The sequence below is a fragment of the Halalkalibaculum roseum genome (genome assembly GCF_011059145.1).
Lineage (GTDB): Bacteria > Bacteroidota > Rhodothermia > Balneolales > Balneolaceae > Halalkalibaculum > Halalkalibaculum roseum.
In genome coordinates this window covers 790817-812121 of record NZ_JAALLT010000001.1, presented here as the reverse complement: position 1 = coordinate 812121, position 21305 = coordinate 790817, and the positions used below count along the sequence as shown (strand labels likewise).

The following is a 21305-nucleotide window of genomic DNA, read 5'->3' as shown; positions in this document are numbered from 1 at the left end:
GATTTTATCCGGGAATTTTGAGGAGTCGGAATGAATTTTACGATGGCTGCATATTGGATTTTTCCTTAATCCTGCCCAATGCTATATATGTTTCCGGCCATCAAGTAGTTATCCTTAATGAGGAACTGTACGTGCATTTAGCTTCAGTGAAATCTGCAACTTATAAACGGGATGCTGTAACAACACTCAGTCAAATTATATGCAGATTGAAGGCGTGATAATTATGTCACGCAAATTTTAGATAAATTATTATGAGAACGAATAAACAATTCTATGAGAGCATAATCCTTACAGCTTTGCTGTTTGCCGGATTTTCTGCCGGTGGTATGGCACAGGATAAAAGCAATATCGTTGATCCTGAAACAAAAGCACCTGTCATTTTAGCAACTAGTCCTGCGGATGGTGAGGTTAACGTCAATCAAAATAGTGCTATAGAGATCACCTTTAGCAGTGATATGGATGCATCAAGTATCAATAGTACCAATTTACTGCTCTATGCAACCTATGCTGATACGGTGAATAAAGAGCATGGAGAGATGCGGCAGGATCAAATAACAGGCAACTTAACCAATGAAAAATCTGATAACAGCTGGTACTATAGCGTGGGTGCTGTAAATGGAACCCTCAGCTATGCTAATAAAATTGCGGTATTCACACCTGATAAGGAATTGAGGGAGGGAACTACCTACACCTTTACCGTGACAAATGGGGTGAAAAATTTAGATAATATTGCCCTTGAAAATGATTATGTGTTGGGTTTTGTAACTATAGGCAAATCAAATAAGGGCTACTCTGATAGACAAAATGACCAACGGAACGGGAAAGAACCTAATGGCAAGTCAATGTATACCGTATCATCAAAAATGATGAAGGGCATTGAACTTGGCAAAGCAGGCCATTTTGTTATTTTGACAAAAACATCTGTTCAAAATAAGTCGGCGTCCAAAATTACGGGTCGCATCGGGGAAGGCTCGGTGGCAAAAAGCTTAAAAAAAGAGGCCAATAAATCTGAGCCAAAAATGCAAACAACCTCCGATAAGAATGCTGTTTTACAGTCAGACCTAGGTAATACAAACTCTCCTGATGTCTTTGAAGCCATCAAAGATATGATGTTTGCCTACAGTGATGCTTCACTACAAAACGGAGGTGATTCAACGCTTCACAAGAATGAAAGTTTTGAAAGTGTTGCATTGGCTCCAGGAGTACATGAGTGGAGTGATTCCCTTCATATAGCATCCGATGTCACTTTGTCGGGCAATGCAGATGATGTATGGATAATAAAGGTAGGTAAGAATCTATCGGTTGATGAAAATATTGTGCTCACGTTAACGGAGGGAGCCCGGGCAGATAACATCTTTTGGCATGTAGATGGTGAAGTAACCATCGGCAAGAATGCAAATTTTAAAGGTATTATCCTGTCCATGAATGAGATAACACTCGGAAAAGGCGCAAAATTAAACGGGAGATTGTTTAGTCAAAAGTCAATCACTCTCGATGATAACACCGTTACAGAACCGGGAAGTATGGTCGGACAAGCCTCTTCAGAAAACAAATAAGTACGTAATCTTGTACTAAATTGAACCATAAAGCGAACACCCAAAAGTGTTCGCTTTATTTTTTTGGTGCAAATTGTGCGTGAGAATTTGAATAAATGCAAAACCCTCCAAGAGTTTAATACACTTGAAGGGTTTTTCCTGCAAAGACCTATTTTAATGCTTCAACTCCGGGTCTCGATTATCTACTCTTGAAAAATATTCATTTCTTCGGTTAGATCTTTTTTCATAAACATAACCTTGCCGGCCGGCTTACCCTGATCTCGCTTTTCCTTCAGCTGCATTGATTTTAGCATGGCGGTTACCTCTTCAATATTTTCCACACAGAGCATGACAAGTGTGCCCGGCAATGCATTTTCCATTGCAAATTGAAGGGCCTGTATTTCATTTGGGATACAGACCACAGACGGATTAAAGCAGGAGCTTTCAACCCCTCGTTTCACGATCGACGAAGACTCTCCTGCAGCTTTTCCCCTCAAATCGGAATCTTCGCGTATAATAATTTTGCAAAACAGTTCCGCCGAGAGCCGACCCAGTTCCAGGCTGTCTTCTTCCCTTCTATCACCAAGGCCACTTATAATGCCCGTTTTATTGAGGTAAGAAGAGTTATCAATAAATTCTTTAATTGCAACCAGGCCTGCCGGGTTATGGCAGTAGTCTACCAATACATCATAGTCTTCAAATTTAAAGAGGTTCATCCTACCGGGTAAATGCTCCGGTGAAGGCTTAAAACTTCTCAGCGCACTGCGTATTACTGCAGGAGATATCTTTTGTGAATAGGCCACGGCTACCGCTGCCAGGATATTCTCTATCATAAACAGCGCTCGTCCGCCAAAGCTTAGCGGTATATTCTCAATATGTTCAATGGTGTGCGTATCCGATCCGTCCCAGATCGTAATAGTTTTGTCCGTGAACACGGCGCATATACCACCCTCTTTACGGTGCCTGCTCAATCGGTTGCTGTCCTCCTTCATTGAGAAGAGAACCGGTCTGCACTGCAGGTTTTCCCGCATTGCATACACTCTGTCATCGTCGGCATTGAGTACGGCGTAGCCTCCGGGATGCACACTTTCCGGCACAACCGATTTCAGGTGGGCCATCTGATCAATAGTATGAATCCCTTTCATTCCAAGGTGGTCGGCAGTTACATTGGTAACTACAGCAACATCGCACTTATCAAATCCAAGTCCGGCCCGTAGGATCCCACCTCTTGCACACTCAAGTACTGCCGTGTCCACGGTTGGATCTTTCAAAATCAGTTGCGCACTTTTTGGACCACCGCAATCTCCTTTCATTAGTAGCTCATCGTTCACATAAATTCCATCTGTTGTGGTGTACCCAACCCGGCGCCCCGCCTCTTTCATAATATGCGAAATCAATCTTGTTGTGGTTGTTTTACCATTGGTACCTGTTATTGCAATGATTGGTATCCGGCTGCTGCTGTCCTTCGGGAACAGCATATCCACTACGGGTGCGGCTACATTTCGCGGTGTTCCTTTTGAAGGAGCAAGATGCATTCGAAAGCCCGGTGCTGCATTTACCTCAAGCACGATGCCCCCTGTATCAGCAAGGGGTTTGGCCAGGGTTTGGGCCATTAAATCGATACCGCAAATATCGAGCCCCGTGATTTTACTTACTCTCGCGGCGGTTTTTACCACTTCCGGATGCACCTGATCGGTAACATCTTCAGCGGTTCCTCCTTTGCTAAGGTTTGCTGCATAATCTAAATAAAGTATCTCCTCCATCTTCAAAACGGTATTGAGGGTGTAACCTTTTTGGGATAAAATGGACTTTGCAGCCGGCCCTGCCTGTATTTTTGTGAGAAAATTCTCGTGTCCATCACCCCGTTTGGGATCGCGGTTTACATCATTAATCAATTGCAGAACAGAAGACTTTCCATCGCCGACCACATGTGCGGGTATACGCTTGGCCGCAGCGGCTAATTTTCCATCAACCATAAGAAGGCGATAGTCATAGCCGGGGATGTACTTCTCAACGATCACCCGTTTACAATCTGTTGATGCATACCCAAAGGCTTTCTCAGCCTGCTTGAATGTCGTGATATTTGTTGTAACTCCACGTCCCTGATTGCCATTTGCCGGTTTGATGACCAAGGGAAATCCCAGGCTATCAATGGAATGTTTCAGCTCATCCAAGGATTCTATGGCAGTACCTTCGGCAATTGGCACCGACATGCTCTTTAAAAGAGCCCGGCAACGCTCTTTATCACAAGCTATTTCTACGGCGGAATGACTGGTAGATGAAGTGATTGTCGCAGAAATTCGTTTTTGATTGCAGCCATAGCCTAACTGCCAGGATGAGTTGTCTTCAAGTTTAATGACCGGAATATCATGTGAAACAGCCTCTCTGAGAATCGATGCGGTACTGGGTCCGGGAGTGTTCTCTAAATTCGTCGTCCTTATCTCATCGATGTGTTCATCAATATCAGTTTCGGTTCCGTCAACCAAGTATTGTGCAAATAATACAGCTCTTTCTGCAGCAAGCCGCCCTGACTCTTCGTCCGCACAATCAAACACCACATAGTAGTGCCCCCCTTCACCGGTTCCACGAGTACGGCCAAATCCGGACTCAATTCCGGCCATAACCTGCAACTCTATGGCAATATGCTCTATGACGTGGCCCATCCATGTCCCATCCATTATCCGGGCGAAAAAACCGCCGGCCTCTCCTTCCGAACAGCAATGCTCATAAAGACCGGGAAGGAGCATTTTTATTCGTTCATAAAACCCTTCAATTTCATTTGTCGGACGAAATTCAAGGTCTCCGATATCCAGCTCCATGACTACAAGTCGGTGTCTTTTTACAGACCATTTATTAGGACCACACGTAATATTTATATTTAGAATCTTCATCAAAGTTCAATTTTAAAATATTTATGCTCACACTCTGCAGAGTGCTCAAGTTATTAAACAGAACGTGATTAAAGGTTACAGGAAATCCACTATTTGTTACATAAATCTTACCACCTCGCCTGCAGAAAACGGCCTGTAAATTAAATAGGCCACACTTAGGCATTTCAGACGTTTGATGTACTCAGACATAGATGAATTTACCAGGGGAAAGTTAGTTATATTCGGCTACACACTTCTGATCATATCGAAGGCTTCAAATCATGTATATCCCATTTAAATGAAGACACCAAAGGGAACGCTGATTGCCATTGGCGGTAATGAACAAAAGAGATTTAAAAAAACAGATGAGAGTTTCCATTCCCATTTTGGGGAGGGTTTCATCCTTCAGGATATCATTAATAATTCCGAAATCTCTAAGCCACGAATAGAGGTGATCACCAGTGCCTCTGAAATACCTGAGATTGTAGGTGAAAAATATAAAGAATCATTTTTGATGCTTGGAGTTGATAATGTCGGTATTTTAGATATCCGGGATCGACACGAAGCTGATGAATCCTCCACCCTGGATCGCATTAACAAGTCGGATATTATTCTTTTTTCAGGGGGAGATCAAAGCAAGATCAGCCGGATCATAAAAGACACCTTGACCCATCATTTGATTTGTAAGCGCTATCAAAATGAAAAATTTACCATAGCGGGAACCAGTGCCGGGGCGGTTGTAATGTCTGAAGAGATGATTTCAGGGGGGCGAAACGGCACTGTTATAAGAAAGAACGATCTAAAAACAGGAAAAGGACTTGGTTTGATGAGTGAGGTTATTTTTGACAGCCATTTCATCAAAAGACATAGGTTTGGCAGGCTTGCCGAGGCTGTTGCCCTTCACCCAGATAAACTCGGTGTGGGTCTGGGGGAGGATACCGGTGTTATAATCAGAGAAGGAAATATTTTAGAGATTGTCGGGTCGGGAATAGTTGTTATCTTTGACGGCAGCCATCTTATTTATAATCAATATGGCAAATTGAAGGACAGAATACCGATCTCTCTTGCCAATTTAACGGTTCATATTCTAGCTACTAAAGACAGGTACAACATCCGGGAGAAGGTTGCCAGGATTCACTATGATATGAGACATCATAAACCACCATTCAAAGAATCCGGGTAAAGGTGTGGGTTTTGTTTTTCATCCCTCTGTACATCCCTTCGGTATTAAAAGGCATACAGATATTTCCTGAAGAATCAACAGCGATTAAACCGCCCTCACCGCCCATCTGTTCCATTTTTTCATAGATCACTTTATCCGTGGCCTCTTTAAGGTTCTTGCCTCCATATTCCATCATGCATGAGGCATCATAGGCGATAACTCCTCGAATAAAATACTCCCCATGTCCCGTGCAAGATATGGCACATGTTCTGTTGTTTGCGTAGGTTCCTGCTCCAATAAGAGGGCTGTCGCCAACTCGACCCCATGCCTTGTTTGTCAATCCGCCTGTGGATGTTGCAGCAGCTACATTCCCTTCATCATCCACAGCAACAGCTCCCACAGTGCCAAATTTAGCTCCCTCCCCGGAATGATCCAGCTTCACCTCTCCACTGCCCCGGATCTCCTGCCACTGCTTGTGCCGGAGCTGCGTATAGAAATAGGAATCCGGCTCAAATTTGAAGTCTTTTTGGCGCGCATACGCAATCGCTTCTTCTCCCGCAATCATAACAAAGGGTGTATTTTTGAGAACATCATAGGCCAATAAAACGGGATTTTTTACTCCTTGCAGCCCCGCCACTGCCCCAGCTTCAAGGGTCTTTCCATCCATAATTGCCGCATCCATCTCATGTTGTCCCTTTGCAGTAAATACCGATCCCTTTCCTGCGTTGAACAGGGCACAATCTTCCAGGACCGCAACCGCTTTACTGACACATTCCATGGCTGAATAACCATGTGCCAACATTTCAAAACCCTCATCTAAAGCGTTATCTAGAGCTTCCAGATATTGTTTCTTTAACTGAGAATCTTTGAGATTCGAAGCGATCGTTCCTGAGCCGCCGTGAATAGCTATGGCCGGTAAATTCATGAAGTTCTAATTAGTGGAATTTTACTTTTGGACAACCTCTGAAGAAAACGTTTTCTCAATGCCTGTTACTATCATTATTAAGTAAAGCAGAAGAATCGATGAAACAAAAACAAAGAAAATGTACGGGCCTTATTGTTTCTGGTCTTATGAAATTAACCTAAAAAGGAAAGAAATCCTGACAACCTGTTAATTATATAACTTCGCATCGCCTCCTTATAACACTTATCAGCTTTTTTTATCACACCTTGTAGATGTAGAAATACTTTAACCCCTATTCCTGCAAGCTGCAGGAAAGAGGCTTAAAATTAACAACCCAACAAAACTAAATCACTTATGAAATACTCAATAGGAATACTAACAACCGTCTTACTCGTTATGGCAGTTGCTCTTTCAGGCTGTGATAACAAGTCTGACAATGTAGATAGGGCTGAATCCAACGTTGCAGAAGCAGAACGGGATTTGGAAATTGCAAAAAGTGAAGTGGAAGCTGAACTTCGGGAATATAGAGCAAATAATACAGAACGAATTAAGGAGTATAATCGAAAAATCAGCGACATAGAACAAAGAATAGAGAACGAAACTAATGATGAAGTCAGAGTAGAACTTGAGGAAAAGCTTGAGGAATTAAAAGAGACCCACAATGAACTTAAGCGCGAAATGAATAATTATCAGGCTTCAGGGAGAGATGACTTGGAAGAATTCAAAGACAGTTTTACCAATAAAATGGATGACCTTGGTGATTCATTGGATGAATTCTTTTCGTCTGACGCTACCACTTCGACCAGAAATTAACCTTAATCTAAATCATTAACTATCATGGGAAATCTATTATACCTCGTAGCCGTCATTTTAATCATAGCCTGGGCAGTGGGGTTTGTTGGATACAGCGCCGGAGGACTCATCCATATCCTACTTGTTATAGCTGTAATTTCAGTTTTATTTCAGTTGATATCAGGCAGAAAAATAGCATAGCGTTGCAATGTGAAAAAGAAAAATTGCGCGGAAGGCCATCAGAAGGATGTCGGGTCAAGAAATGATTATTAAATCACTGCTTAGGCCCGAGATTCTACGGCTTTAAAAATAAGTAAAAGATAGCATTCACCCACCCAATAAATTTAAAAGGAAAACATTATGAAAATTTCATCGATTATTATAACCGGTTTATTTGCAGGAGCCGCAGGAGCTATAGCAGCAACATTATTTGCACCCACAAAAGGGTCAAAAACAAGAAGTAGAATTGCTAAGAAAGGTCAAAAATATAAAGATTCTGTCAAGGATAACTTAAATGAATTTACCGATACTATTTCCCATCCATTTGAAGACATCGAAGATAAGACCATACGCATAAGCCAAAAAGCTTTTGACAAAGCGAAAAAGGTTAAGGCAGAAGTTAGTCAAAAATTAAACTCTTAAAAATCATTAGGCTAAATGATTTATTTAGACAAGACCATCTTTGGGGGTATAAACTAAATTAAACAGACCTTTAAGCGGAGATAAATAATTGCATAACAATTATAAGCAGTAAAGTGGGATATCCATTGTATCCGGATGTGAAATTCAGGAAGTATTGCAATCTTAAAAGCCAACCCTGAATTTAATTGCATTTGGCAACGGCAGAAGAGTTCCTGGGGCAGAAATAACAACCTACAGTAAACCGAATTTTGGCAATGAAAGGTCACCAACGATTTCAGATAACGCTTACAAAAAGTTTGTCTTTTCAGCTGAAACAAACTTTGTTATGGCAGTTGAGATCCCTGCCAATGTTCAGATGGTGATTGCGACGATAGTAGAGTACTAATATTAAACGGATCTTTTGATGATAGCCTCGGTAAAAGCTTTTCTTTTCGAACATAAAAAAATTGCCCTACTCCTGTTCTTTACCGGTGGTTTTACATGGGACAGTCTCACGCTTGGAAGCATTGACGGCTGGTACAGCAACGTGGTGCTATTTACTTATCTGTGCTGCCTGACGGTGACAATCTATATATTCAATCGCACAGACGATAATGCCTGGAACGGAACCACTATAGAGCCATATGTTGAATATGCTCCCTATGCTATCCAATTTTTTCTGGGTGGCCTCTGCAGTGCCTATGTCATCTTCTTTTTTCAGAGTGTTTCCCTGACAAAAACCATGGTTTTTTTCCTGCTGCTGGTTGTCCTTCTTTTCTCCAACGAAATCCTGAGAAATCGAATCTCCAATAAATACCTGCAATTCAGCGCCTATTACTTTGTAAATTTTACTTTTTTCACTTTTTTTATTCCCATTCTGGTCGGTGCTATGAATACCTTTTGGTTCATCATTTCGGGACTGCTGAGCATTGTCAGTACGCTGTATCTGATCTTCTTTATTTATTATAGAAGTCCCTCCACTCGGAAAGAGATTAAAAAAATAAGGATCAGTAGTCTTATCCTGGGAATTTATGTTTTTATAAATACATGCTACTATTTCAATCTCATTCCGCCAGTTCCACTCTCCCTTCAAGAGGGGATTGTTGCCCATCGTGTGCAGAAGCAAGAAGGAAATTTTATTGTTACTTACGAAAAGGCACCCATCCATCTTTTCTGGAAGTCATTTGACAACACCTTCGAACTCGGACCCGGTGACACCGTATTTGTGTACACCTCTATCTTTGCTCCCACTAATCTTGAAAAGGAGATATTCCATCACTGGCAGTGGTTTAACCAGCAGAGAGAAAGCTGGCAAACAAGCGACAGTATTTCCATTAATGTTTTAGGTGGCCGCAGGGGTGGATTTCGCGGGTACACCTTTAAGGAAAATGTATCACCCGGCTACTGGAAAGTCGATGTAATTACGAAAGAAGGGCTTGTGCTGGGGCTACTGAAATTTAATATCCGAGAAGACAGTACTCATTTCAGGGAAAGAATTACCACCCGGTTATTTAAATAGGAAGGCCTCACTCATTCGCAATGCCGGTTAGTACTGCCAAGACCTCCCGAAATAGCAATACATACCGGTTAGCGGCCTCCAGCTACAATCAGGGCATGTAAAATATGTAACCTTTGCTCAACTGCATGTAACGGATATAATATGAATAAAGCTCATCTTTCTATTGTGAAATACGTTCACAATAAACCCTTATTCGGGGAACAAAAATAAAAGGAGCTTCTAATGAAACCTGTTACCAATTTTAAAATCTGTCTCATTGCAATGACGGTACTCTTTAGTACCTCATGTGAAAAATCGCTCACCGGATCGGAACCTGATCTTACGATAACACTTAAATCTGTTGAAGAAGTGCAGTTGATTTCAGGTGGAGAGAACACAACAATAACGGTGAATAAAAATAACAACGAATCTAATTTTAGCATCTATTTCAGTAATATTGATGCAAATAACGTGATCGAAAACGGGACCCTCGAAGCATGGTGTATAGACTGGACGAAACATATCGGCAGTAATAACACTACTTACCAGGGTATTAAGCTTTACTCAACAGATCGTGTGGAGAAATGGGAAAAAGTAAATTATCTACTCAATATTAAAGACCAGCTAAAAAATGGGGACCCTAATATCACCTGGCGTGAATTTCAAGTCGTAATTTGGTCACTTCGGGCTAATCCTGAGTTTGACCTGGACAAGATTGAAGTAGAAGACCTTCCTAGCAGTATGCTGACTAATGGACAGCCGAATTTCAGCTATGACAAGGTCAAGGAGATCCTGCTCATTCTGGAGAACGGTTATAAAGAGTTCGTTTTTTCAGCCGGAACAAAATTTGCCGTGATTGCTGCAACCCCTGCCGATGTTCAGACGGTGTTTGGAGTGGTTGAAAAGAAATAGGTTTATATTCGATCCCACTTCCCGGTTTCAAAACTCATTAACCGGTAAAATATCCTGCTGGATATCTAATGGTTTTTCAACATTATTGTCTTAACGCAGTGGCATATTCTCACCTAACAGATTTTGGAATGGATACTTACTGTCTAAGTACAACACCAATTTGGTACAGGTAATGCAGGAATAAGAACCAGAAGTCAACTGATACTGCAGATAATGACCTTCATGTTTTTGTTGCAGTAGGAAGAAGCAATGACCAAAGCTTTAAAAGCTAAAAGGTCAATAGGTGGCTTAAAAATGCAACTGTCAATGGGATCAATACCCTCTCTCGTAATTATAGTAATTAATAATACTCAATACCCCTCTAATCAACCTGCCGATTTAGTTCTGCCTCTCTGTTGATCTGTAAAATTTATAACACTTTTATAGCAGCATGTAACATGTATTCGATTAATAGTACTGATCTTGATAAAACAAAGAGTTATCAATTGAATCAGTTCAGAAAATCGATCTTAAGTTCTGAATTAAATACTTAGTGAACAACGCCAGGCACCTCTGTGATATAGGTGTAAAAGAAATAAAGCCAAAAGCTTCCTTTCCAATGATTTGCTTTTGAAGCAATTGGGTTCTCAAAGTACAACTTCAAGAAAATTTCGAAAGGGAAAGGTCAGCTTGAATCCTTGATTTAGAATGAAAGGCGTCAGGCAATAGAAAGAGCATAAATGGCGAAAATGGGCAACAGCATCTATATACTACGCTATATGGTATCGGAATTGAAGTATAATCTTTATTGGTAAAGTCATTAATGGAGAAATTCACATTTATATTATTTGCCACTTTGGCGATTGCATCCTGTGATCTTTTATATAATCAGGATTCTGATTCATCGGCCCCTCTTAATGACATTTCGATCTCAGCCATTGAAACTACTTCCTTTGCAAAACAGGGAGAGATCATAACAGTTGGTATTACCGTGACGAATTCAGGAACCAGTACCATAGATGAAGAATTTGAAATTTTGCTTAATAATCAAAGCGAAGGGGTTACGATCGGTAGCAAATTCCTAGACACAGGCTTGGCACCAAAAGATTCTGTCAGAGTCAGTTATAGTTGGAATACCGGTAATGTTGCCCCCGGAACGAAGACTCTTGTCGCAAAGCATACGTTTGAGGATGATAATCCTGCAAATGATTCCCTGCAATCGACTGTAACAGTGAACGAGCCTGATATCACTGATATCGCTGTTACTGACGTCAGGCTCCCTGATACGATAGAGGAAGGCAAAGTTGTTGACGTAGAAGTTGATGTGAAAAATATTGGGAATCAGGACGTAAATGAGACAATTACTATTACGTTAGATGACTTAGCTGACGGAAAAACCATAGGTACCCAAAAAATAGATGGCGGACTCGCAATAGGGGATTTTACAACCTTTACTTATAGCTGGGATACTCAGGGATATTCCATAGGAGATCACCAGCTTTCAGCTAGCCACGATTTTGCTGATGAAAATACGGACAATGATACCCGTAAGGCCAGTGTTACCATCAATGAAGCTCCCATTACTGATATTGCCGTTATCTCACTTGAAGCTCCCTCGGAAGCTACCCAAGGAGATAATGTGCAGGTAAAAGCAAAAATTGAAAACCTGGGCAACCAGGATGTTGGCGATGCTATAAAGATTACTCTTGTAGATCAAAATGATGGTACGACTATAGATTCAAAGTCTATTAGCGGAGGTTTAGCTACCGGAGCGGCAACATCAGTAACCTTTAACTGGAATACCGATGGCGCCTCCACAGGGAAACACAAATTGGAAGTGCGTCATGTTCTTAGTGATGATATTTCAAAAAATGATAGCAAAAGCATTGAAATCGTAATCATCGAAGCCATATACCTGGACATTGCTATAACCACGATTAAAGCACCCGATAATGTAGAGACAGACCAGAAAGTAACGATTGAAGTGACGCTCCAAAACTTGGGTAATCGTGATGTTAACGAAAATATTATGGTAACCCTTGCAAATCAAACAGAGAACAAGAACATTAGCGTGGAAACGCTGAAGGGAGGATTGAAAATAGGTAGCTCTAAAACTTTGAAGTTTGAGTGGAATACCAAGAGAGCAAGAGAAGGCAATCATACGTTGACAGTAAGTCACAATTTCGCCGATCACAATTTGACCAATAACTCTCGTACTTTTGAAATTGAGGTTGAAGATGACTAGTGTTAAGTCAATGGTCTACTTTTAGGTCAATGCTTAGGGTAGTGAAGTGACAAAGTAACAAAGTAGCAGAGTGAAAGAGTAGGCTTGCAGTTCTCAGTCTTCAGCTTTTTGTGATTTGCCAATGTTTTCGGGACCAGTCCCACAGGGATGCGATGGCAAACTCCCTCAAAACGGTGATTGTGTTATTACGTGAGTCAACACTCTAAAATTCTATCTCCGGTCTTCTTTCCTCCGTTCTCCCGTTTTCCTTTTCTCGCGTATACCGTATAACCCTTACCAAAATTCCTTTCGAAGCTCTGCAAAAGATTTCTCGTCACAAGGCCATTATCAAAAACCATGTACACCCAAAGTTGAGGAAGCTTGTAATTCGGCTTACAAACTATCGGCCGGTTATGGGGCAAGCAGCCGGGGCCGGTATAGAACTCAAAAGCAAGGCCGCTATATTTCTCTGTCCGGTTTATGGTTGTACCAAGACCAGGTAGTCAAATTGACTCATGAAGATGGGAGGCTTGATCCTAACCAAAGCACAGGTGCCGGCCCCGGAGAAAGAGATGGGCAGAATGAGGCCATCGGAGAGTTCGAAACCAATGTATGGTTCCGGCAGACGATATAAGACGAGCTCTATGCGGTGACCTACCGACACTAAATATGCCATACGATTCGAGCAGCAACCTAATCAAGATACGCCTCTGGATTCTACCGCTATAACACCGAGCGAACCCACAATGGAAAGTATTGTTACGATAAAATATTGATTAACCGATTTGTGATAGCGAACATCTGGCATAAGAAAAAATGTTGGACATAGGTGTCTAGCCGATATACCTTTAGCTGCTGAACTGAGGAAGAGGTATACTTCTTCCCCTCTGAAAATAGCAGAAGTGTAGCCTGAAGCTATCTTAGGTTACTGATAATACAGGTGAAGCTCAATCCTGCTATTTTTCACTTGTTCTCTACCGTCCTGGGAATCATTTGAAATTTCAGGTCTTGTATCGCCATAGCCAAATGCTGCAATTCTATTGGCTTGAATCCCTTGCTCAATCAAATAATCTTTTACTGCATTTGCCCTGTCAACAGACAGCTCTAAATTTTGAGCGGCACTTCTCGAGGTATTTGTATGTCCTCTTATTATTAAACGAAGATCAGAATCACTTTGCATATAATCCGCCAATTGCTTCAGGGCATCATAAGCTGTAGAATCAACTACGGAACTGTTGTCTTCAAACTGGAGCAGAGAACCTAATTTCTGTAAATTCTCCTTCATATTTTCGGTTAGCTGCTTTTCCTCTTTTTGGGGGCACCCATTGTTTGCGGCAGTACCTGCTTGTTGGGGACAATCATCTTCGGCATCTGTAATTCCGTCATTATCTTCATCTAAAGCACGTGGGCAGCCTTCATTTTCAAAAACACCTGCCGTTTCCGGACATTTATCCCGACTATTAACTATTCCGTCTCCATCACTGTCGGGACATCCTCCTAATACAGACCGCCCGGGGTTGTTAGGGCAAGCATCTTCATTATCCGGTATGCCGTCACTGTCACTGTCAGGACAACCCCAAAAAGAGGTACCATAAGTATCAGGGCAAAGGTCATTTTTATCAGAAATACCGTCTCCATCTTTATCCCTGGTTTTGTTAATACTAATTTTAAAGCCTACCGAATAGACGATAAAATCATCGTGATTAATGCCATCCATATCTAATGCTTCCCCAATTCCATCTAAATCATCAGAAAGACTGCGATTATAGCGAGCTTTGAGTCCTACGGCCATATTATCATTAAGCTGGTAGTCAAAGCCGACTTGAGCCGGCAGATGAAGTGTAACTCCGTTTTCTGCTGATGCACCGTTATTAAAAAATGGAGAAATACCAAAACCTGTACCAAGATATGGTTTGATGTGATATTTAGAGCCCATAGGCTTCACATTTAACATGATGTTAGCATTTATTATAGTCGTGCTAAATGCATTTGTATAATCAAGCTCGGCGTAATCCATGGATAATTCAAAGTCGAAAAGGTTACCTAGATACTGGTCGAGCTCGAGACCGAGCGTCCAGTCATAGCCAACTTCAAAAGCAAGGATTTCATTACCGAAATCACCATTGTATTCTTGGTGGCCAACTGAAAATGTTATCCAGGTTGGCCGGTTTCTTGATTGAGCCTCTGCCTGCCAAACCCCATTCAGTGCAAAAAGACATGCGAGAATAATAATGCGAAGCCACTTTAGAATCATTTCGAATATAAGTGTAGACAATGTATAGAGATGATACTATCTCCTGAATTATTTCGTGAAATTTTTTCTCTTTGACGATAATTACCTCTTACCCATCTCAGAAACCTAAAAGCTGAAATATTGGGAAAGGGCTTATCTGTATCTAATGATCATAAAATTTCCAATCAATTGCCCGATTAATCATAATTAATATGCGTTTAAATACAAATTTTAAAACGTGCAACCGTTACAAGCTCATAGAAAAAAATTACATAATTCACAGATCTGAAAAACGTAACCTTGAACCTGATATGTAGAGATAACTCATAGAACTGTGATATATGTAAGTTGGGGAATGAAGCATGTAAAGCAAGTTACAGTAAAAAGTGTAGATTTTAATAGACAAGCAGTAGTCAAGGAATCCCCACCATTCAATTAAGAAAGTATATTACCTGAATAGGTGGGGAAATAAATTGCGACTGAGAAGGAGAAAACCAATTCCGAATTTTAAAAAGAAGATCAGGTACCAAGCATCATTCCTCAAATGAAAACAAGAACTTTTCTAATTACATCTGTCTTTGTTGCTACTCAGCTTATATCTATGGCCATCACAGGATGTGGTAAAGATGAGAAGGCTATTATAAACACCTACTGGCAGGTTGAGGAACCCAGAGGAAGTTCATCGCACTATATTCGATGGGAAGTCACGGCAAATGCTGACAGTCTGCAATTTATCTATTTTTGCGGCGACGACACTACCTATTCGGAGATTAAATATAGTTCATCCCGAATTTTTAAAGACTTACATGTATCCCAATGTACTTTAGAAACAAAAGTCATTATAAATCCTTTCGTAAAAAATCAGCAATATTTTGAATACATAAATATTCCATTCATAACATCGCTCCCTGATACTCTATGAAAAAGACAGCGACATGAATCACAGATACATGCATACAATGGTGATGGATAGAAATAGTGGTAAATCTTAAGAGCTGAATATTATCGCACTATGGTTTCCTCGATGAAGCCATAGAGGATGAAACAGCTATAAATTAGTAACTAATTGAACCTAAAAATTATGAAAAATCGATTGACCTATTTAGCAGCCATATTATTCATTTTATGGGTAGTTGCATTTTTTGGTTTCGGAATCGGAGGCTTCATGCATTTGCTGCTTGGTGTGGCCTGTATCGCCTTGATACTGCGACTGGAAGAACCCATCTTTCTGCCCAAGACAAAATAGCAATTATTTACCCTGCACTGTAAATAGGGACAGCTACAAATATTCATTCCCCATTTCCCCGGTATCCTCAGATTTTACATCGGCCAAAAGATGGGAACCAGTATAATAACCACGGACCAAAGTGTGACCTGCAAGAGAAATCCAACCTTAAAGAAATCGGTAAATCGATAATTTCCCGGTCCGTATACCATGAGATTTGTCTGATAACCGATGGGGGTGATCAGAGACATGGAGGCTATCACGGTGATGGCAATAACTAAGCCGCGGGCATCAATCCCCTGAGACTCCGCGACAGACAAGGCAATCGGAAACATGAGGGCTACCGCCCCGTTGTTTGTGATAAGCTCGGTAAGCAGTCCCGTCACAATAACCACACCCGCCAACACCGCCCGTTGTCCGTAAGCGCTGGTCAGTTCTGCCATATACCTGCCGATGAGCTCGGCTGTTCCACTCACTTCCATTGCCTTACCCAGACCAATAGCGGCGCCAATCACTATCAACACGGTCCAGTCAATGGATTTTCGGGCTTCACCGGCTTTAATAACCTTAAAACCCAGAAGCACCGCTACACCCAGAATACCGGCCAGCGCGATGTGAACCACTCCCATGGCGACCAATGAGACAATAGCCAGCAAGACGGTTACCGAAACATATAGATCTTTACCTCCAGTTCGGTATTCATCGAGATCTTTTTCTGCACCGGCAGCTTCGCCCCCTGCGGCACTGGTAAGGAAGAAATCCTTAGTATTCTCATAGGCTTCCCGGAACCCGCGATGCGTATCAAGCAGCAACACATCCCCGGAATGCAGTACAAACGGTCCGAGAGGCTGCTCGACCCGCTTCCCCCTTCTGCGAACACCGGTCACGGCGGCACCGAATCGTTCCAGGAGCTGGGCTTCTTCCAAAGCAGCACCCACTAATGGCGACCCCTCCTTTACAACTACCTGATGCAATTCACGGTCTTTTTTTTCCCTGCTGGCAATATCCCTCGGGGCATGAAGAGCAAGCCGCAACCCAGGGTACCCTTCCAGATCGGGCTCATGGGCGGCAATACCATCCCGGGCAGCGTATAGCAGATGATCTCCCCGCTGCAGTTTCTCGTTTTTATGGACCGGCGCTATCTCCTGTTCATTGCGATTTATACGGGAAAGATAAAACTCGGGAAAGCTTTCCAGCCCTGATTCCCGTACGGTTTTTCCGATGACCTCAGCTCCCTCTTCAATTTCATACTCCACCAACAGCTTTCTCTTTTGTTCCTCCTCATACCGGATATCCCGTCGGGCCGGGGTCAGCAATGGAGATATAAAGACGAGATACATTAGCCCGACAATGGCACAAGGTACGCCCACCCATGCCAACTCAAAAAAGGAAAGGCCGGCAAATCCATGGCTTTGCAGTAGTCCATGGGTAATCAGGTTGGTGCTGGTTCCTATTAAGGTACAGAGCCCTCCCAGAATAGCGGCAAAGGAAAGCGGCATCAACAACTTTGAAACGACTATATTATTTTTTTGAGCCCAGCTTCTGATCGCGGGAATCCCCATAGCTACCACCGGGGTGTTATTTAAAAAGGCTGAATACAGAGACACGCTGGGACACAATCGCAGCAAAATTCGCCGAATGCTCCGGGTCTCGCTACCAAGGATAATTGCACTGGCCCGGTCCAACGCCCCACTCTCTCGCATCGCTGCCGATACCACGTATAAACTGCCCAGGGCAATTATGGTAGTATTTGCAAAACCCTCAAATGCCTGCTCCAGGCTCATGACCCCGCTTACCGTAAGAAGAGCCACAGCCGTCAGTAGGATGGCATCAGGGCTCCATACATCCATTGCCAAACCGATAAAAGCAAATAATAAAACAGCAATAATGAACAGTTGCTCAAATTCCATGTAAAATTGACAATATTAAGGTTACCGGAGTAACAGCGCCATCAGCTACTCTGTTAGTTACTCCCTGACAAATGGTATGTTACCACTTTAAGAGCAATCTGAATTTCAATAATTGAGATTTTGCCTGTTGCACCGGTCAGGAAAATCGGTATAACCAGTGTTTTATTCAGGCCACAACGTACTCACATCCGGTTTAAGCTGTACTAAATAACGTAAACGTGTAGAGAACCGGGCCAAAATCAATCAGCTTACATAACGTACACCCGATAAAATTAATTAAAAACTTATATACGGATGAGTGGTTTAATATACCACAGGTATTCCGATTAAAAAGAGTAAATATTATCAAGGCATAATGGAAATTAAACAGTAAGTATATAATAAATAGGTATATACCCTAAATAACACTACCTTTACATGTTATACTTAATTCCCCACCTGAGAAGTGTACTTTTTGGAATGATGCGTTAACCCAACTCCTTTCACATGACGAAGCCAACAGGTGCTTAAAACACAATACACTATGTCACAACAAGGCAAAATAAAATTTTTCGATTCACAAAAAGGATTTGGATTCATCGCTCCCGAAGAAGGAGGAGATGACATTTTCGTTCACAAAAACAACGTCGAAAGTCTTGGTTATGGCCAGGGTTTTGAAGACGGTGAAGCCGTGGAATTTGATATTGAAGATACACCGAAAGGCAAAAGTGCAATTAACGTACGAAGCCTGAACTAAGAATAGTTAGAAGGTATTCAAACTCGAATTAAAAGCCTGCTTCATTAAGTTGAACAGGCTTTTTTTAGTTTCTGAATTCATTTAACTCATATATAAAACTTATGGCCGACAAACAAGATCTCAATTTTACCTATAGTACCATTGACCGGATTTTCCGGCTAAGTATGGGGGAAATGGCTGATTTCAGCGGAGCCATGTACAACGGGGATTTCTCCATGACCCTCGAGCAGGCCCAGGAAGCGAAGCATCGGTTTATTGTGGAACAGTTGAATATCACCCCCGAAAGCCGTGTGCTGGACATGGGATGCGGCTGGGGTCCTTTGGTCAATTATATTGCCAACGAAGTCGGTGCATCGTGTATTGGCCTTACGCTCTCCGACGCCCAGGCCGAAACGTGCAGAAAAAACGGGCTGGAGGTCTATAACAAGAACTGTTTGGAAGTAACATCGGATGATTACGGAACATTTGATGCCGTGGCTTCGCTGGGTGCCTTTGAACATTTCTGCTCGGTTGAGGAGTATAAAGCGGGAAAACAGGAAGAGGTGTATCGCCGGTTTTTCCGTACGGTGTACGACCTGATGCCATCTGGGGGTAGGATGTACCTGCAAACAATGGTATTTAGCAAAAACATGATCGAGTATGAACATATCGATATTAAAGCCAAAAAAGGTTCCGATGCCTACATATTAGCATTGATGGAGAAACAATTCCCCGGATCATGGTTACCCTATGGATCAGAGATGGTGGTTAAAAATGCCAAACCCCTTTTTAAACTGATAAGTAAAAGCAGTGGCCGATTAGACTATATTGAAACGATAAGCCAGTGGGAAAAAAGATACCGGTCGTTTAACCTGAAGAAATTCGGCTTTTTACTTACGCTCTTACCTAAATATCTTACCGACATTAATTTCAGGGCACTGCTCAGTACCGGTCCAAACAAGATTTGCTTTGAGCGTGAAATATTCGATCATTACCGTATGGTATTTGAAAAGACCGATTGATAGTACGCTTACCAATAATATGTTATCACTCGATTAAAAATTAGACATGGAAATATTTGCAAACGACTGAATATCGATTGCATTATCTTGAAATATTTCCACTATAAGGCTTTTTATAAATTTATTACCAATTTTCGGATCAACTTTTTGTTAAACACTCACCTATTAAAAAAATTACAAAGCAGGTAATCTAGCGATCTTCACACTTTGATAGAGCCTGGTTTTAAAATATCCAAAGCTTCAAGGTTTAAGTAAGAAAACTAAATTGTAAGATTACTTTGTAGAAGTACTTCCCAATCCCTTATATTTGCAGTCTCAATTTCATGAGTGTTCAATTACATATTGTTGACAGGACTTTGTTACCTGTTTGTTACCAAAATGGGGTAATTTTATCCTGGAAAAGTACGATATGGAAGCAAACTGAAAACTGGCAAATTTTGTCCTAAGTCGTTGTCAGGCAATTGATTTCAAAAATTGCCCGAGTGGCGGAATTGGTAGACGCGTCGGACTTAAAATCCGATGATGGCTAAACCATCGTGCCGGTTCGAGTCCGGCCTCGGGTACTTACACACTTGTCTATGTTGTTTATTTACAACTACTTAGGCTGGCTATTTAAGATATTGGTACAACGATAGTACAACTATTTAACTTCTTTTGGAGCAATCCCAAAGAAATCTTTTCTAGAGATTTGACTGAAATCAAGATAAAGAGCCAATAATCCCTTCAAATCACTTTCCAGTTTATCAGGGTGAACCACCTCTTTTTTAAAGCCTACAAATTCAAATCTTTTCGCATAATCAAAGAGATGATTTGTGTTTGAAGTGTTTGAAAAGAATTCAGATAGAACCTCTGTAGGTATATCTTTTGATGTTGAGTCTAAATCTTTTTTTATCTGTCTTATAATCTTATCTCCATCAGTAACATACGCTGAAACTAATTTACTAACTATACCCAAAATGTGATCAGTCTTTGCCTTTCCTTGGGTACCATGCTTAAAACCTTCATTTAATAAATCCAATTTTTCTTCTTGGCTCATAAAAGGAATTGAACCAATTATATAATCAATAATCACTAAAGAATGAGATATTATTAAATAAAGATATCTTAAGTAATAAGCAGATTTTGTTGGGTGCGATATTATGTCCTGAAAGAGTAATTTTATGTCTTCTAAACACTGATTGAATCCTGAAAAATTTAGACCAGATATTAAGCGTGTTTTTGACATCTCATATCTGCTCCACCAGTCTCCCAAAAACTTATTTAACTCATTTTTCGAGAGCTCTTCTTTTAAATATTCTTCGCTAACTCGATCAATTTTAAAATCTCTTCTTTTAAGTTCAGACAAAAAACTTCCATCTAATACAACAACATCCTGTTTTTTTCCAAACTCGGTCACTTCCGGTCTACTATCACTTGTTGCCACAATGCACTTGTCTAGACCTAAGTTGTTTTGAATACCTTTAGTCCAAAATATTCTTTCGACTGCTTTAGGCTTCTTTTTGTCTTTTATATCAACATTTATTCTCTCTTTGCTAAAACTAGAATTTTTATTGTATAGTAATAGATCAATATCTGTAATATTTACATTCTTATAATTAACCTGAACACCTCTAACAACGTAAAAACCTAGACCTTTGAAATAATATCTGAGAATCTCCTCGGTTTTATTACCTTTTGATAAATCCTTAATATTCTTTGGCATA

Annotated in this window: 18 protein-coding genes and 1 tRNA gene; 13 read left to right on the top strand and 6 right to left on the bottom strand. The window is 41.2% G+C overall.

The window, feature by feature from the left end; translation table 11 throughout:
* The first annotated feature begins 251 nt into the window (after positions 1-251).
* Entirely contained in the window at positions 252-1556 is a 1305-nt protein-coding gene (locus G3570_RS03325; RefSeq protein ID WP_165139136.1) for an ice-binding family protein, read from the top strand.
* 182 nt (positions 1557-1738) lie between these two features.
* On the opposite strand, the gene cphA is transcribed toward G3570_RS03325, so the two are convergent.
* On the bottom strand, positions 1739-4426 hold the full coding sequence (gene cphA / locus G3570_RS03320) for a cyanophycin synthetase (RefSeq protein ID WP_165139134.1): 2688 nt from the start codon (positions 4424-4426) through the stop codon (positions 1739-1741).
* A 277-nt stretch (positions 4427-4703) separates the two neighbouring features.
* Here cphA and G3570_RS03315 point away from each other — a divergent pair, with 277 nt between their 5' ends.
* Positions 4704-5588, top strand: coding sequence for a cyanophycinase (locus tag G3570_RS03315; RefSeq protein ID WP_165139132.1), 885 nt, complete (start codon positions 4704-4706; stop codon positions 5586-5588).
* Here G3570_RS03315 and G3570_RS03310 read toward each other — a convergent pair.
* Positions 5572-6492 (bottom strand): isoaspartyl peptidase/L-asparaginase family protein, encoded by a 921-nt coding sequence (locus G3570_RS03310; protein ID WP_165139130.1) that lies wholly within the window; start codon positions 6490-6492, stop codon positions 5572-5574. The genes G3570_RS03315 and G3570_RS03310 overlap by 17 nt on opposite strands.
* A gap of 333 nt (positions 6493-6825) precedes the next feature.
* Between G3570_RS03310 and G3570_RS03305 the strand changes: the two genes are divergently transcribed.
* The 6 genes from G3570_RS03305 (at position 6826) to G3570_RS03280 (ending at position 12518) form a co-directional block, all read left to right on the top strand.
* Positions 6826-7284: a sll1863 family stress response protein gene (locus G3570_RS03305; protein WP_165139128.1), complete on the top strand. Its 459-nt coding sequence runs from the start codon at positions 6826-6828 to the stop codon at positions 7282-7284.
* Between the two features lie 24 nt (positions 7285-7308).
* A complete protein-coding gene (locus tag G3570_RS03300; RefSeq protein WP_165139126.1) occupies positions 7309-7464 on the top strand; it encodes a lmo0937 family membrane protein in 156 nt (51 codons plus the stop codon).
* Between the two features lie 159 nt (positions 7465-7623).
* Positions 7624-7905: a YtxH domain-containing protein gene (locus G3570_RS03295; RefSeq protein WP_165139124.1), complete on the top strand. Its 282-nt coding sequence runs from the start codon at positions 7624-7626 to the stop codon at positions 7903-7905.
* 403 nt (positions 7906-8308) lie between these two features.
* Complete coding sequence (locus tag G3570_RS03290) at positions 8309-9403, top strand: DUF2914 domain-containing protein (protein WP_165139122.1); 1095 nt, start codon at positions 8309-8311, stop codon at positions 9401-9403.
* A gap of 222 nt (positions 9404-9625) precedes the next feature.
* On the top strand, positions 9626-10294 hold the full coding sequence (locus G3570_RS03285) for a hypothetical protein (protein ID WP_165139120.1): 669 nt from the start codon (positions 9626-9628) through the stop codon (positions 10292-10294).
* Between the two features lie 802 nt (positions 10295-11096).
* On the top strand, positions 11097-12518 hold the full coding sequence (locus tag G3570_RS03280; RefSeq protein ID WP_165139118.1) for a CARDB domain-containing protein: 1422 nt from the start codon (positions 11097-11099) through the stop codon (positions 12516-12518).
* Positions 12519-12975: 457 nt separating this feature from the next.
* On the opposite strand, the gene G3570_RS03275 is transcribed toward G3570_RS03280, so the two are convergent.
* Both G3570_RS03275 and G3570_RS03270 read right to left on the bottom strand, forming a co-directional pair.
* Positions 12976-13173 carry an endonuclease V gene (locus G3570_RS03275; protein ID WP_165139116.1) on the bottom strand — a complete coding sequence of 66 codons (198 nt, stop codon included), beginning with the start codon at positions 13171-13173 and terminating at the stop codon, positions 12976-12978.
* 249 nt (positions 13174-13422) lie between these two features.
* On the bottom strand, positions 13423-14772 hold the full coding sequence (locus G3570_RS03270; RefSeq protein ID WP_165139114.1) for an OmpA family protein: 1350 nt from the start codon (positions 14770-14772) through the stop codon (positions 13423-13425).
* Positions 14773-15274: 502 nt separating this feature from the next.
* Between G3570_RS03270 and G3570_RS03265 the strand changes: the two genes are divergently transcribed.
* Positions 15275-15652 carry a hypothetical protein gene (locus G3570_RS03265; protein WP_165139112.1) on the top strand — a complete coding sequence of 126 codons (378 nt, stop codon included), beginning with the start codon at positions 15275-15277 and terminating at the stop codon, positions 15650-15652.
* A 159-nt stretch (positions 15653-15811) separates the two neighbouring features.
* Positions 15812-15976 (top strand): lmo0937 family membrane protein, encoded by a 165-nt coding sequence (locus G3570_RS03260; RefSeq protein WP_165139110.1) that lies wholly within the window; start codon positions 15812-15814, stop codon positions 15974-15976.
* A gap of 74 nt (positions 15977-16050) precedes the next feature.
* On the opposite strand, the gene G3570_RS03255 is transcribed toward G3570_RS03260, so the two are convergent.
* On the bottom strand, positions 16051-17865 hold the full coding sequence (locus G3570_RS03255; RefSeq protein ID WP_165139109.1) for an SLC13 family permease: 1815 nt from the start codon (positions 17863-17865) through the stop codon (positions 16051-16053).
* 523 nt (positions 17866-18388) lie between these two features.
* Here G3570_RS03255 and G3570_RS03250 point away from each other — a divergent pair.
* The 3 genes from G3570_RS03250 to G3570_RS03240 all read left to right on the top strand — a co-directional run bounded on the left by G3570_RS03250 (position 18389) and on the right by G3570_RS03240 (position 20165).
* Entirely contained in the window at positions 18389-18601 is a 213-nt protein-coding gene (locus G3570_RS03250) for a cold-shock protein (RefSeq protein ID WP_165139107.1), read from the top strand.
* 101 nt (positions 18602-18702) lie between these two features.
* Positions 18703-19602: a class I SAM-dependent methyltransferase gene (locus G3570_RS03245; RefSeq protein WP_165139105.1), complete on the top strand. Its 900-nt coding sequence runs from the start codon at positions 18703-18705 to the stop codon at positions 19600-19602.
* A gap of 476 nt (positions 19603-20078) precedes the next feature.
* Positions 20079-20165, top strand: a tRNA-Leu gene (locus tag G3570_RS03240).
* 77 nt (positions 20166-20242) lie between these two features.
* On the opposite strand, the gene G3570_RS03235 is transcribed toward G3570_RS03240, so the two are convergent.
* Complete coding sequence (locus G3570_RS03235; protein ID WP_165139103.1) at positions 20243-21304, bottom strand: hypothetical protein; 1062 nt, start codon at positions 21302-21304, stop codon at positions 20243-20245.
* Position 21305 lies beyond the last annotated feature (1 nt).

Bases quoted from the DNA above. Each gene is read 5' to 3' on its own strand.
- G3570_RS03325 (WP_165139136.1), top strand. From the start codon at position 252: ATGAGAACGAATAAACAATTCTATGAGAGCATAATCCTTACAGCTTTG.
- cphA (WP_165139134.1), bottom strand. From the start codon at position 4,426: ATGAAGATTCTAAATATAAATATTACGTGTGGTCCTAATAAATGGTCT.
- G3570_RS03315 (WP_165139132.1), top strand. From the start codon at position 4,704: ATGAAGACACCAAAGGGAACGCTGATTGCCATTGGCGGTAATGAACAA.
- G3570_RS03310 (WP_165139130.1), bottom strand. From the start codon at position 6,492: ATGAATTTACCGGCCATAGCTATTCACGGCGGCTCAGGAACGATCGCT.
- G3570_RS03305 (WP_165139128.1), top strand. From the start codon at position 6,826: ATGAAATACTCAATAGGAATACTAACAACCGTCTTACTCGTTATGGCA.
- G3570_RS03300 (WP_165139126.1), top strand. From the start codon at position 7,309: ATGGGAAATCTATTATACCTCGTAGCCGTCATTTTAATCATAGCCTGG.
- G3570_RS03295 (WP_165139124.1), top strand. From the start codon at position 7,624: ATGAAAATTTCATCGATTATTATAACCGGTTTATTTGCAGGAGCCGCA.
- G3570_RS03290 (WP_165139122.1), top strand. From the start codon at position 8,309: ATGATAGCCTCGGTAAAAGCTTTTCTTTTCGAACATAAAAAAATTGCC.
- G3570_RS03285 (WP_165139120.1), top strand. From the start codon at position 9,626: ATGAAACCTGTTACCAATTTTAAAATCTGTCTCATTGCAATGACGGTA.
- G3570_RS03280 (WP_165139118.1), top strand. From the start codon at position 11,097: ATGGAGAAATTCACATTTATATTATTTGCCACTTTGGCGATTGCATCC.
- G3570_RS03275 (WP_165139116.1), bottom strand. From the start codon at position 13,173: ATGGCATATTTAGTGTCGGTAGGTCACCGCATAGAGCTCGTCTTATAT.
- G3570_RS03265 (WP_165139112.1), top strand. From the start codon at position 15,275: ATGAAAACAAGAACTTTTCTAATTACATCTGTCTTTGTTGCTACTCAG.
- G3570_RS03260 (WP_165139110.1), top strand. From the start codon at position 15,812: ATGAAAAATCGATTGACCTATTTAGCAGCCATATTATTCATTTTATGG.
- G3570_RS03255 (WP_165139109.1), bottom strand. From the start codon at position 17,865: ATGGAATTTGAGCAACTGTTCATTATTGCTGTTTTATTATTTGCTTTT.
- G3570_RS03250 (WP_165139107.1), top strand. From the start codon at position 18,389: ATGTCACAACAAGGCAAAATAAAATTTTTCGATTCACAAAAAGGATTT.
- G3570_RS03245 (WP_165139105.1), top strand. From the start codon at position 18,703: ATGGCCGACAAACAAGATCTCAATTTTACCTATAGTACCATTGACCGG.
- G3570_RS03235 (WP_165139103.1), bottom strand. From the start codon at position 21,304: ATGCCAAAGAATATTAAGGATTTATCAAAAGGTAATAAAACCGAGGAG.